Below are 12755 nucleotides of genomic sequence, written 5' to 3' on the forward strand. Positions count from 1 at the left end.
GACTGCGTCTGCTTATTGACAGCTCCAACCGCAGGCGAGCAAGTAGCTGGAAGGCTACGAGGGAATCGACGATGAAACTGCTTCTACTAGCTGGTGTGTCGACAACGGCATTGGTGCTTGGCTGGAGTTCGGCCTACGCCGCCGACGCGATCGTCGACGTTCCGAGGGCAGAGGATCTCTGGTACGTCACGCTCTTCGGCGGCGCCAGTTTCCCGAACCATGTGAAAACGGACTACAATGGTACTGGGTATTCAGTCGATCTTGATACCGGGTTCGTAATCGGCGGCGCTGTCGGTCGGCGCATCAACGATGTGTTTCGTGTCGAAGGCGAACTGTCCTACGCGCGCTACAAGGCAAGCGAATACAGCTACACGGGCGTCGGCAACTATCCGGCTTCCGGCAATCTGTCGGCCACCTATCTTCTCGCCAACGTCTGGGCCGATGTTGCGCATTTTGGTGATGCCAAACTCTATGTCGGCGGCGGTCTCGGCGCGGCGTATGTTACCGCCGATACTCACTTTGATGGCCACGCCTATGGATACGGGCCTGGCGGCTGGGGTTTCGCCGGCCAGGTGGGCGCCGGTGTTACCTACGCGGTAACGCAGAATGTCGACCTCGATTTTGGTTACCGCTTCAAGGCCGTGACAAGCGTGGATCTAGACGACAATGATGGCGGCGGCACATACGAGAACGCCAAATTGTACTCCCACAATCTCCAGCTTGGCGTTACCCTGAAGTTCTGATTGGTTCGTCGCAGGCCGCGACCGGGATTTGACGGATGCCGCTCTTGCCACGCCGGCAACCCCTGGGCCTGCCGGCAATGATCCCAGCCTCGCTGCCGACCGCCGGTGAGCCGGCGGAAAAGACATTGCAGCGCGGCATCGACCTGCAACGGCGCAAGCGTTTTCGCGAGGCCGAGTTCTGCTACCAGACGGTGCTTCGCACGCAGCCCAAAAATGCCATGGCGCTGAACCTGATGGGCACGCTCGCCATCGAGGCCGAGCATCATGACGCCGCCATTGCCTATATGGAAAGGGCGGTCAAGCTCGAACCGGACAACGCCATCTTCCGCAACAATCTCGGCAATGCCTACAATGTCACCGGCAACGTCGACAAGGCGCGCAGACATCTGAGAAAGGCGATCGAGCTCGACGGAGGGCTCATCGAAGCGCTGTGCAATCTCGGCCGCTCCTACCGCAGCCAGCTCGAGGGCGACATTGCCGAAGGGTTCTATCGCCAGGCGCTGGCTATCGACGGCCAGTCGGTGATGGCACTTGCCGGTATGGGCGATTTGCTCACCGACATTGGCCGGCCGGCCGAGGCGGTCGAATGCTTCAGCAAGGCCCTTGCCATCGACCCGGGCAATGTCGAGGCGCTGGCTGGAATGGCGCTTGCGCGCCGGGCGGTCAAGGACGATCCGACGTTGCCTTTGGTGCTGAAACGCCTGGAATTGCCGACAACCACCGATCGCGAGCGGGTAGTGCTGCACCACGCCGCCGGCAAGATGCTCAATGATCAGCGCGAGTATGGCCCGGCCATCCGCCATTTCGCGAGGGCCAAGGCGATTTCCGGCAATGATTTCGACATCGACCGGCACACCCAGCTTTACGACAGCTTCATCGACACCTTCGACGCTGGCTTCTTCAAGACGCGAGCCAGTTTGGGAAATCCATCCAGGCGCCCGGTCTTCATCGTCGGCATGCCCCGGTCGGGAACGACGCTGACCGAGCAGATATGCGCCAGTCATCGCGATATCCATGGCGCCGGCGAGTTGTCGACCATTCGTTCACTTGCAGGCGAACTTGGGTTCGACAAGCTCGACCCAGCCATTTTCACCAAGGCCATGGCGGCGCTCACTGCGGCCAAGGCCAAGGAGCTTGGATCGAAGTATCTCGACGATCTCAACAGACGCAACAGCAAGGCGCGGCTTGTCGTCGACAAGATGCCGCATAATTTCGAGCTGCTGGCCTTCATCAGCCTGATCTTGCCGAATGCCCGCATCATCCATTGCCGGCGTGACCCGATGGACAATTGCGCGTCCTGTTTCATGCATAACTTTTCCGAGGCGCACGGCTATAATGCCGATCTGACCAAGCTTGGGCAGTATTACCGGCAGTATGACCGCCTGATGCGCCATTGGACCAAGGTCATCCCGCTGAATATCCACGACATGCCCTACGAAGAAACGGTCGCCGATTTCGAAAATCGCGCCCGCGGATTGATCGGATTCCTCGGCGTTGAGTGGGACGATGCCTGCCTGCGTTTCAACGAGACCGAGCGCACCGTGCGGACGCCGAGCCGCTGGCAGGTGCGCCAGCCGATCTATTCATCCTCGGTCGAGCGCTGGAAGCTGTATGGCGACGCGCTGGATCCGCTGAAGGCGGCGCTGGGTCCGGTTTATCAGTCCTGATTTCAGTTGGCCCGAACAACCTCGCGCTCGACGCGCGCTGGCGTAGATTAGACCTGAGTTGCATCGTGCTTTGGGGCCAAATGAAAGCCGAATGCTTTCATGACCGCCAGTGTGGTTTCCAGCGTAGGATTACCGTTTTCGCTGAGCGAGGTATAAAGATGCTCGCGAGCCAAGCCGGTCTTTCTGGCAATGTTGCTCATCCCCTTGGCGCGGGCAACGACACCGAGGGCGGACGCGACGAATTTGGCGTCTCCGGTTTCCATTGCCTCTGCCAGAAACGCCTCGATTGCCGTATCGGAATCGAGCATTTCGGCGGGATCGAAATCATAGATTTTTTCAACCATTGTCGTCACTCCATTCTACGGCCAGGCGCTTTGCTGTCCGTATGTCGGTTTCTTGTGAACTTTTATCCCCGCCGCACAGGAGCAGGATGACCGTTTCACCGCGCTTGTGAAATAAACGCGATAGCCGGGCCCATAGTGAATGCGCAATTCACTGATGCCTTCACCCACTGGGGCCACGTCGCCGGGATTTCCTACAATCAAACGTTGCAGCCGAACGGCAATTGCCGCCTTGGCTCTTCCGTCTTTCAGCTTTTGGTGCCACCTCCGAAAGGTGGCTGTCTGCTTCAGGATTGCCATGGGGACTAGTAAGTTATAAATTACAATTCGTCAATGTCGAAATAGGGCGAGCCTCCAAAACGAAAAGCCTCACCCCATCCGCCCACGCGCTTCCACCTTCAGCGTTTCCAGCACCTTGTCACCGTCGATCAGATGCACCTGGTCGAACAGGTTGGTCACGACGCAGCAATGATCAGGCACCACGCGAACGCGTTCGCCGATGCGCAGGCTCGCGCCATTCGCAAGCGTGACCGTGCCATGTTCCTCGCTCAAGCTGGTGACGCGGGCGCCGGGCATGCCGAGCAGCTCGCCAAAATCGGCGAGCCCCAGCGTGTCGCTGGACAGCGCCTTGCTGCCGCTGTCCAGGATGGCGCGGGCCGGCGTCGGATGGCTGACCACGGTGGCGAGCACCGTCAGCGCACAATCGTCGAGCGTGCCGACGCCTTTGGCGACCTGATACCGGTCGAGGTAGATGTAGGTGCCGGGGCGGTATTCGGTAACCAAGCTGTCCTCGCCCGAGCGCCACATGTCAGGCGTGCCGCCGCTTGAAATGCGATCACAGGCGAGACCCGAGGCCGCGAGCGTTTGCTTGGCGCCGGCCAGCCAGGATTCAGCCTCGGCGGCGCGGCCGGCCGCGGGGTAGGTCATCAGCCCGCCGAAAGTGAGCCCCTTGGCTTGGTCGATCAACTTCGCCAGTGCCAGCGCCTCGGCGGCGCTCTGCACGCCGCAACGGCCCATGCCGGTGTCGCATTCGACCAGAACGGGCAGGGGGTGCCCGGTATCGGTGAAGGTGGCGGCGAGCCCATCCAGCGTTTCGAGGCTGTCCACGGTCACTGACAGTGTCACACGGCCATGCAGCGCCTTGAGGCGCTCCAGCTTGGCGCGGCCAAGGATGTTGTAGGGCAGAAAAATATCGGTCAGCCCGGCATCGGCCATCACTTCCGCCTCGCCGATCTTCTGGCAGGTGATGCCGACCGCGCCGGCCGCCATCTGCTTCTTCGCCCAATAAGGCAGCTTGTGCGTCTTGATGTGCGGCCTGAGTTTCAGCCCGTGGCGGTCGGCATGCGCCTGCGCTCGTGCGATGTTGGCTTCGGCGCGGGCCGCGTCGATGAGGATCGCCGGCGTGTCGAGGTCGTCTATGCCTTGCATGAAATATCACCCTGGGAAATCTGGCTGACTTATGGCCCCGATCCGCACGGATGTCATGGGGCCAGCACGCAGTTTGCGTCGACACCGCAGCGCTGTTCGGCTATGCGCTTCAGATAACTCCAGGGAACGCGACGCGAAGGGATCACAATCATGAAACGCTCCACCGTCAACGACATCATCCGCGATGCAGACGCCTTCATCCGCTCGTTCGGCTACATCATGCCGCCCTTCGCCTACTGGAGCCCGGAAGAGATGAAGGCGCGCAAGGCCGACTCCGCCGCCATTTTCAGCTCGCGGCTCGGTTGGGACATCACCGATTACGGCCAGGAAAAATTCGACGAACTTGGCCTGTTCCTGTTCACCGTTCGCAACGGCGTCTATGCCGACATGAAGAAGGGCATGGGCATGCTTTATGCCGAGAAGATCATGATCTCGCGCAAGGATCAGCTGTCGCCGATGCACCGCCACAACGTCAAGGCCGAGGACATCATCAACCGCGGCGGCGGTAAGCTCGTGCTTGAACTGTTCATGCACGATCGCGACGGCGGCATCGATCCGAAGGCCGAAGTGACGGTGCCGGTCGACGGCACCATCCACAGGCTGCCGGCAGGCGGGCTCCTGAAGCTCGACCCGGGCCAGAGCGTCACGCTGCTGCCCGGCGTCTGGCACGCCTTCTGGGCCGAGGGCAAGGATGTGCTGATCGGCGAGGTCTCGACCGTCAATGACGATCTCACCGACAACGTCTTCCGCGAACCGATCGGCCGCTTCTCCAACATCCACGAGGACGTTGCGCCGGTGCACCTGCTGGTGTCCGACTATGAAAAGTGGGTGGGGTAGGCGGCCTCGCCGCTTTTACTTCGTTTGATTGAGAAGTGCGCCCAGCCTGCGCACTTCGGCGATCAGGCGAGGCATGTCCTGCCGCGCCGCAGCCATGAAATCCTGGTCTTCGGCCGTGGCGCTGGCCATTTCGATATCGTCGCCGCGATCCGCGCCTTCGTCGGTTTGAATGAAATTCGATCTGCTCAGCAAATCCCGACCCTCGACCCATGATTTCCATGGGCCTGGCTGAGCTGCGGCAGCACGCGCGCCTCCATTTCCTGGAGTTCGAGCTCGGATGGAGAGGTGTTCATGGTGACCGATTACTCGACGCTGTTAACGACAAAGCGCAATGCACTCTCGAACAGCACGCCCGAGATCCTCTGGCGTATCTGTTGAAGACAAGATCGTGTCCAGCGGCACGGCACTCTCTCTGTTGACTTTGGCATAGGGGGTAAGTGTGAATTTGTCGTCCCTTCCCTGGTCGACCGACATCTGACGGGATTTCCGAAGGAGGGAGTTGTACGACTTGAAGCCGAACCGCGAAGCCGAGCTGTCAAGAAGAACCGTGTGTAGGATGTCGTCGGGCACATCGCTGGCATAAGCACCAAGCGCGTTGAGTGTTGCTAGACCGATCTCTTTGTCGGAGACCGAAGGTAGCTCGCCAATCAAAATGACGGGACCTGCGAACTTCTCCCAGCCGTCGCGGGTGGTAGCCATCGGAATTGCAAACACACTTTTATTAACTATGTTCAGGAAGCAATGTCTCATGTATCGACTCCCATCTGAGGCACGGCTCACCGCTGATACTTATCCGCCTTGCGGTTGCCCAACAGCAGCTTGCGCTCAAGCTGTGCCCGCAGCTCGCCGTAATAGGCGGTGAGGAAGGCCCTGGAATCGACCGGCTCGATCGTCATGCCGATCTTGCGTCCGATCGTTTCGGCCACGGCTTTCAGCGCGAAATAGTCGTCGCGGCGCAGCACTTCCTCCAGCTTGTGCAGTTCGGCGATGCCATAGGCATCGAGCTGTGCCTGGGTGAAGCGGAATGCGCGGGTGGTGGTGTCCTGGCGTTGCGACAGGTCTTCGACCAGCGCCAGTTTCGGCGCCTCGACAACCCACGTTCCGGCCAAAAGGTCGCCGATGCGCATGCGGTCGCGGTTGAACAGCGGGAAGAGCGCAAACAGCAGCGTCCACACCAGTCCGAAGATCGTCGTCAGCGTGTCGGCGAGCCCCATCTCGCTGCGGCCGAGGATGATCGACAGCGGCAGGAAGATCTCGATCTCGCGCATCAGGTTGCGGGCAATGACCTGATCGACTGACAGGCCGGCGCCCCTGCGCGACGCCACCCGGATGCCGAGCATCCGTTTGCCGGGCGTGGCGGCGCGGCGGCCGGCTTCGAAGACGATGAAATAGGCGTTGCGCAGGAAGAAGATCAGGATGATCCAGACGATGAACAGCGGCTGCGCGCCTTCGCCTTTGAGGCCGGCCAGCCCGAACAGTGCAACGATCGAGATCACGATCGCCGTGACGATGATGATGACAAAGTCGAGCAGGAAGGCGGCGGCGCGGGTGCCGGCATCGGCGAGCTTGATCCGGAGATCGACCCCTTCCGGCGTGATCAGCGGCCGTATCGTCGAGACGGCAGCGCGCCTAGCGGTCGCCATGCCGCACCACCCTGAACACATAGAAATAGCAAAGCCACAGCGTCAGCATGACGCCGCCAATGGCATAGCGTGTCACGTCGCTGGTGATCACCTGCCTGCCGATGCCTTCGAGCAGGCCGGCAAACAAAAGCATGATCGTCACCCCGACCATGGTGGTGGCGGCCACGCGCCCGGCATCGGCAGCAGCCGTCATCCGCGTCAGTTCGCCGGGGAAGGCGATGCGCGTGCCGATGCGCATGCCGGCGGCGCCCGCCAAGGCGATCGCGAACATCTCGGTGGTGCCATGGATGGACAGCCATCCGCCCAGCCCCAGCCCGAGCCCCTTGGCGACGTAGATCTGGAACATCGCGCCAAGCAGGCAGCCATTCATCAGGATCAAGAGCACGCTCGGCACCGCGAAGGCAAAGCCGAGCGCGAAGGCCAGGATCGCCACCTGGACATTGTGCGTGAACAGATAGGCGGCGAAGCCCGACAGGAAATTGCTGTCGGCGCCGTCATAAAGCACCTGTCGCAGGACTTCGACTGAGGCGTCCGGGTTGCGCCCGCCGGCCAGGCTCGGCGGAATGATGGCGTCGAACCAGCCCTTGTCTTTGGCCACCAGCCAGTAGCCGGCGCCGGCGCCGACAAAGGTCAGGACGACCGACAGCAAGGTCTCGCGCCACAAATCGCGAATGGCATGCGGCCAGTCATGCAGGAAGAAGTCGCCGATGCGCTGCCGCAAGCCGCGACGTGCGCCATAGAGGTAGAAGTAGCCGCGCAGGCAAAGCGCTTCGAGATAGCTGACCAGCGCATTGTCGAGCGACGTCGCCCGCGCCACCGAAAGCGAGGACAGCGCCGAGCGGTAGAGCAGCGGCAGCGACAAAAGCTCGTCTTCCGACAGCGTGCGCGGCGCACGTTTCTCGACCCGGGCAAGCAGCGCCTCGAACGCCTTCCAGTCGGCCTCGCGCTCCGAACGGAAGCTCGCCAGCGACTGCCGCACCGCATCCTTGCCGACCAGCGCGTTCACAACAGATCCTCTCGCTTGAGTTCGAGATAGCGCTCGACCAGTGCCGGCCCGAGCCTCTGATGGTCGGCTTCGATGACATGCGCGCCGAGCAGCCTGAGCCTGCCGATGACGACCTGCCTTTCGCGCAGCAGCCCGCCGGCGACGACCGAGCGCGCCACATCCTCCGGTGCGTCCGGCGGCATGTCGGCCAGTGTCTCCAGTTCGACATCCTTCATCATCATGAACAGCACCAGATGCCGTTCGGTGAGCCGGCCGACGGTGCGCAGCATCAGTTCGGCGCTGATCGGATCGACGAAGTCGGTGAAGATGATCACCAGCGAGCGCCGGTCGAGCCGCGCCGCCAGCGTCGTCAGCGCCAGGGTGAAATTGGTCTCTTCGGTGGAATAGTCGATTTCCGCCGCCCGCTTCTGGATCATGGCGAAGCTGGCGGAGCCGCGCACGGCGCCGCTGGAAACGCGCGGCCGCGCGTCGAAGCCGAACAGGGAGACCATGTCACCGCCCTTCAGTGCGATGAACGCCGACAGCAAGGCGGCGGTGACCGCGCGGTCGACCTTCGGCACGCCGTCGACGGGCTCGCACATCAGCCGGCCGCTATCGATGGCCAGCACGATGTTGTTGTTCTCCTCGATACGGAATTCGCGCGCCAGAAGCCTGCCGTGGCGGGCGCTGCGCTTCCAGTCGATCATGCGCCGGCCCATGCCGGGCTGGTAGTCCTTGAGCGCCTCGAATTCGCGGCCCTGGCCGGCGCGGCGCTGCGCATGTCCGTCGGGCAGCGCCTGGCGCTGCAGAAGCGTGATCGCCTCGTCGCGGGCGCTGCGGATATCGGGCAGTATCGCGACCTTGTTGTCCATTGGCAGGACGACCTGGTTCCAGACCAGGCCGAACGGCCCGCGCCAGCGCAGCCACAGGCGATCGAACCTGGCAATGCCGCGCCGCAGCGCCTGAAATCTGAGATCGAGCGATGCGCTGCCGGCCTCGGCGGTCGATGCGCCGCCGGTGCCGCCCAGCGGTTGCAGCCGCTCGTCATGGCCAAGACGCGCCTGCACGGCGCGCGGCCGTCCGCCGAGCCTGGCGGTGACATTGACGGTGAGCTGGCCGCCGACGCTGACCTGCGGCGGGGCGTGGATGCTGGCGTTCAGAGAAGCCCGTCCGCGCCCGGCGGCCGCGTCCACGGCCAGGAAAGCAAGCAGCGCGCAGATCCACAACAGGCCGAGATACCACATCGACGGCAGCGCGAGCGCGATCAGGAAGGCCGGTATTGCACCGGCCGCACCTGCCCAGACTGCCCGGCCGCTCGGATAAATCAACGTGGCGCTTCCGTCTGGTCTACAAGGTCGGTCACGATCTGTTCGACCAGGCGGCCGTCGATCTGCGCCGCCGGCGACAGGATAACGCGATGGCGCAGCGCCGGCACGGCAAGCGCCTTGACGTCGTCGGGGATGACATAGGCACGCCCGTCGAGCGCTGCCCGAGCCCGTGCAGCTCTCGCCAGCATGGCGCCCGCGCGCGGGCTGGCGCCGACCTCGAGGTCAGGGCTTTCGCGCGTGGCCCGCACCAGCTTGGCGATATAGTCGACGACATCATCGACCAGCGTAACCTCGCCGACGGTCGCCAACCCCTTTTCCAGCGTCTTGCGGTCGGCCTGGGCCTTGATGCCGTACTGCTTGATGTCGTGCGAGGCGGTGCCGCCGCCATGGTGGATGATGATCGCCTTTTCCTCTTCCGGGCCGGGGTAGCTCACCCGGTGCTTGAACAGGAAACGGTCGAGCTGGGCTTCGGGCAGGGGATAGACGCCCTGGTGCTCGATTGGGTTCTGCGTCGCGACCACCATGAAGTTCGGGCCGAGCGCATAGGTGGTGCCGTCGAAGGTGACGGCATGCTCCTGCATCGCCTCCAGCAGGGCTGCCTGGGTCTTCGGCGGCGTTCGGTTGATTTCGTCGGCGAGCAGCAGATCGCAGAAGATCGGGCCGCGCGTCAGCGTGAACTGCCCGGTCTGGAAATTGTAGATGTTGGAACCGACGATATCGCCGGGCATCAGGTCGGGCGTGAACTGGATCCTGCCATAGGCGACGCCCAGCGCCTGGGCAAAGCAGCGCGCCGTCATCGTCTTGGCCGTGCCCGGCGGTCCCTCGAGCAATATATGCCCGCCGGCGAACAATGCCGTGAGCATCAGATCGACCGTATCGTGTTGCCCGGTGATGGCCTTGGCCACCTCTTCCCTGATCTGTGTCGCCAGGGCCTTCACATCATCGACGTTCACCGAGCCTCCTTGCCGTCCAGTCGTGCAGCTTTTCGGCTGCATCATGCATTTGTGTCAGGGTCTTTGCCGCGTTCGCAGCTTGCAGGCGGGTCGTGAACCCGCCGGCTTCGTCCTTATCGCGGGAATCGAGCCAGCGGTCGAGCGCTTCGCCCTGCAAACCGTGCGGCGCGCCGAGCAGCGCGCCGGCGCGTACGCGTGCCAGTGCTCCATAGCGGTCGCCCAGTTCTTCCAGCCGGCCGGCGCGGCGCAACAGCATCGCCGTGGTGTCGACCAGCGCGCGTTTGCCGAAGGCGATGGCGCGCTGATCGGCCCGTGGCGGCCCGAACCGGCCAAGGCCATGCAGGAAGGCAAGTGCCGCCGCCGCCAGGATGGTCAGCGTCAGCGCCAGGAAAGGCGGTTCGACCAGAAGCTTGGCGAGATCGTATTTTCGCCCGACGCCATGCAGCGTCAGGTCGAACATGACGGCACCCTCTTCGGGCTGGAGGAGCTCGATCAGCTTGAGCGCCGCCGCCGCCTTGTCGGGATCTTTCAAGCCAGCGTTGTTGATGAGATCGGGGTCCGTCAGAATGTAGAACCGCTCGTCTTCGACCTCGGTCAGCACGGCCTTGCCGTTGCCGGCGGCAATCAGCGGGTGTTCGTCGGCCACCCATTGCAACTGGTCGGGAACGCTGACCATTTGCCCTGAGACGTCGAGTTGCTTGGCCGTGCTTTCGCCTTCGCCGAGCTTGGCCTTGGCGATGCGGCCGAGCCAGTCGTTGACCACCACATCCGGCAGTCGCTGGATCTTCATCTCCCAGCCTTCGTGCAAGGCCAGCGGCAAGGTCGCCCATTTGGGCAGAACGAACAGCGTATCCAGGCCCTTGCGAAGCTTGATGATGTTGGCGAGCGCATCTGGGTCGCTGTCGGGCGAAATGGTGACGATCAGCAGCATCTCGGTCTCGAGATCGCTGTCGGACCGCGCCATATCGGGCGCCTTGCCGGTCAGCTTCAGCCATTGCGCCAAGCCGGCATAGCCGATGCCGCTCTTCGACAGCGGCGTTGCGCCACCGGCGCTCGGCTGGCGAAAGTCGGGCGCATAGGTGGACAACAGGAAGAAGCCCGCGGCCGCGAGTAGGCTGGCGAAAATGCCCCAGAACAGCGTCCTGCGGCTGAACGGTTCCTGCTGGGCGATGTCGGCTGTCGCGTCACTCACGTCCAGGCATCCCTGAAGACGAATCGCTCATAGGCGCTGCGCGCCTCCTGCCAGCCTTCCGGCCCGACCGGCCGGCGCGCGAACAACGCTGCCTCGACGATGCGCGCGATCTGGGTAAAGGCGCTGCGCGCCCGCGTTGGCAGCGACGCCGCTCCCGCGATATCGCGCGCGGTCAGCGACGGGCGAAGGAAGTCGGGCAGGCGGCCGGCAATGTCGGCAACGCTGCGGCGAAGCAGGAGATGCACCGCCTCGTCGTAATTGCCCCGGGCGGCGAGCGCATCGGCTTCCGACAGCAGGACCTGCGCGGCGCCAACGTCGGGGTGCCATGTCGCTTCCGCCTCGGTCACGCTCTTTTTGCGCCACCAAGGCAGGCGCCAGGCGACGCCTTTCACCTCAAGCAAAATCAGCAGCAGAATGATTGCGGCACCTGTGATCACCGCGCCCCAGAACAGGTAGATCATGTACGGGCCGAGCCATTTCAGGAACTCGCCCAGCGGTTTCAGCCATTCGGGTGTCTCGGGTGGTCTGTAGGCCGGCAGGTCGAACTGGATCGAATCGTCCGACAGCAACTGCTTGTGCAGTTTGGCCAGCCATTCGGCTTGCGCAGCGTCCGGCTGTGCAGCAGTCACCTTCTCGCCCCCCTGCAACCTGCGGTTCGCGAGCCGACACTGGCAATACGCCAAGGCAATTGCAAGCGGCGGCAACCGCAAGTATCAATATCGGTGATTTATACTTTCTGATTTCGGGTAACCATTAGTCGGGGGGAATGTAACATGACGTCAATCGCGAGCGAGCGGCCGGAACGGTTCAGCGTCGGCAGGGCTTTCAGCAATACGTTTTCGGTAATCGGACGCAGCTTCGTCCCACTTGCCGCCATCGTCGGCCTTTTTTCGACGCTGCCTGCGCTGCTGTACAACATCTGGAGCTTTAGACAGATTGCAAAGATAGCAGTACCTGGGGTGAGCTTCGAGCAATCGGCTATGGCGGGCTATGGTGCCGTTTCGATGATTGCCGGCCTGGTGCTCCTGATCTTGGCCTTTCTGGCGCAGGCGGCGCTGGTACGAGCGACAATCGAAGATTTGAACGGCAAGCGCCCGTCGATTGGCGATTGCATTCAGATAGCCCTGCGCAGCTTCCTCCCCACGCTCGGAATTGGTCTTGTGATCATCGTGGCAATGTTTCTGATGGCGATGATATTAACGGTCATCACCATGGCCATCCCCATCGTCGGCGGTGTGATTGCACTTCTGTCGCTCATCCCCATAGCCATGTGGCTGATCAGCATATCGGTGGCTGTGCCCGTCGCAGTTCAGGAAAGGCCTGGCGTCTTCGCCTCGATTTCGCGAAGCAGGGCGCTGACGAAGGGAAGCCGCTGGCGGATATTCGCGCTGTTTCTGGTCCTCGGCATTGTTGCGATAGGGCTACAAGTGGTTTTCACCTTGCTGTTTCAGGCTGCTATTGCGAGCGGCGGGATCAGCACGACCGGTCTCGTTGCCGCTGCCATCGGAAGCAGCCTGCTGTCGACAATCGTTTCGGCGGTGATTTCGGTGGCGATTGCCGTCACCTATGTCGAGCTGCGCCAGGTCAGGGAAGGCACCAGCGTCGACGAACTGGCGGAGATCTTCTCGTAACGAAGGT

General features: G+C 62.6%; 14 protein-coding genes and 1 pseudogene. 4 read left to right on the top strand and 11 right to left on the bottom strand.

The genetic code is table 11. The features are described from left to right. Positions 1-71 precede the first annotated feature (71 nt). Positions 72-743 (top strand): outer membrane protein, encoded by a 672-nt coding sequence (locus ACYG97_RS05445; RefSeq protein ID WP_023715244.1) that lies wholly within the window; start codon positions 72-74, stop codon positions 741-743. A gap of 35 nt (positions 744-778) precedes the next feature. Next, complete coding sequence (locus ACYG97_RS05450) at positions 779-2410, top strand: tetratricopeptide repeat-containing sulfotransferase family protein (RefSeq protein WP_023734206.1); 1632 nt, start codon at positions 779-781, stop codon at positions 2408-2410. Positions 2411-2457: 47 nt separating this feature from the next. Here the strand turns inward: ACYG97_RS05450 and ACYG97_RS05455 are convergent, their stop codons facing one another. From ACYG97_RS05455 to ACYG97_RS05465, 3 genes and pseudogenes are all read right to left on the bottom strand, one after another. Beyond that, positions 2458-2754 (bottom strand): addiction module antidote protein, encoded by a 297-nt coding sequence (locus ACYG97_RS05455; RefSeq protein WP_023672893.1) that lies wholly within the window; start codon positions 2752-2754, stop codon positions 2458-2460. After that, a pseudogene (locus ACYG97_RS05460) lies at positions 2747-3051 on the bottom strand (type II toxin-antitoxin system RelE/ParE family toxin). The gene ACYG97_RS05455 and the pseudogene ACYG97_RS05460 overlap by 8 nt, the downstream one beginning before the upstream one ends. Positions 3052-3120: 69 nt before the next feature. Further along, the gene (locus ACYG97_RS05465; RefSeq protein ID WP_023734205.1) at positions 3121-4179 is read right to left on the bottom strand and encodes a D-TA family PLP-dependent enzyme; all 1059 of its coding nucleotides are present in this window, start codon (positions 4177-4179) and stop codon (positions 3121-3123) included. A 150-nt stretch (positions 4180-4329) separates the two neighbouring features. Here ACYG97_RS05465 and ACYG97_RS05470 point away from each other — a divergent pair, with 150 nt between their 5' ends. Then, on the top strand, positions 4330-5016 hold the full coding sequence (locus tag ACYG97_RS05470) for a D-lyxose/D-mannose family sugar isomerase (RefSeq protein ID WP_023734204.1): 687 nt from the start codon (positions 4330-4332) through the stop codon (positions 5014-5016). Positions 5017-5031: 15 nt separating this feature from the next. Here ACYG97_RS05470 and ACYG97_RS05475 read toward each other — a convergent pair whose 3' ends face one another. From ACYG97_RS05475 to ACYG97_RS05510, 8 genes are all read right to left on the bottom strand, one after another. Continuing rightward, entirely contained in the window at positions 5032-5208 is a 177-nt protein-coding gene (locus tag ACYG97_RS05475; protein ID WP_023689648.1) for a hypothetical protein, read from the bottom strand. Positions 5209-5331: 123 nt separating this feature from the next. Then, the gene (locus ACYG97_RS05480) at positions 5332-5715 is read right to left on the bottom strand and encodes a hypothetical protein (RefSeq protein ID WP_023734203.1); all 384 of its coding nucleotides are present in this window, start codon (positions 5713-5715) and stop codon (positions 5332-5334) included. A 77-nt stretch (positions 5716-5792) separates the two neighbouring features. Further along, complete coding sequence (locus ACYG97_RS05485; protein ID WP_023734202.1) at positions 5793-6659, bottom strand: RDD family protein; 867 nt, start codon at positions 6657-6659, stop codon at positions 5793-5795. Then, positions 6646-7665 carry a stage II sporulation protein M gene (locus tag ACYG97_RS05490; protein WP_023734201.1) on the bottom strand — a complete coding sequence of 340 codons (1020 nt, stop codon included), beginning with the start codon at positions 7663-7665 and terminating at the stop codon, positions 6646-6648. Before ACYG97_RS05490 ends, ACYG97_RS05485 begins: the two co-directional genes overlap by 14 nt. Further along, entirely contained in the window at positions 7662-8972 is a 1311-nt protein-coding gene (locus ACYG97_RS05495; RefSeq protein WP_023734200.1) for a DUF58 domain-containing protein, read from the bottom strand. The genes ACYG97_RS05490 and ACYG97_RS05495 overlap by 4 nt, the downstream gene beginning before the upstream one ends. Then, entirely contained in the window at positions 8969-9925 is a 957-nt protein-coding gene (locus tag ACYG97_RS05500; RefSeq protein ID WP_023734199.1) for an AAA family ATPase, read from the bottom strand. Before ACYG97_RS05500 ends, ACYG97_RS05495 begins: the two co-directional genes overlap by 4 nt. After that, a complete protein-coding gene (locus ACYG97_RS05505) occupies positions 9912-11117 on the bottom strand; it encodes a hypothetical protein (protein ID WP_023734198.1) in 1206 nt (401 codons plus the stop codon). The genes ACYG97_RS05500 and ACYG97_RS05505 overlap by 14 nt, the downstream gene beginning before the upstream one ends. Continuing rightward, entirely contained in the window at positions 11114-11746 is a 633-nt protein-coding gene (locus ACYG97_RS05510) for a DUF4129 domain-containing protein (protein WP_023734197.1), read from the bottom strand. Before ACYG97_RS05510 ends, ACYG97_RS05505 begins: the two co-directional genes overlap by 4 nt. Before the next feature lie 144 nt (positions 11747-11890). Here ACYG97_RS05510 and ACYG97_RS05515 point away from each other — a divergent pair, with 144 nt between their 5' ends. Next, positions 11891-12748 (top strand): hypothetical protein, encoded by an 858-nt coding sequence (locus tag ACYG97_RS05515; protein ID WP_031262307.1) that lies wholly within the window; start codon positions 11891-11893, stop codon positions 12746-12748. Positions 12749-12755: the final 7 nt, after the last annotated feature.

Source organism: Mesorhizobium sp. W067, from assembly GCF_054719525.1.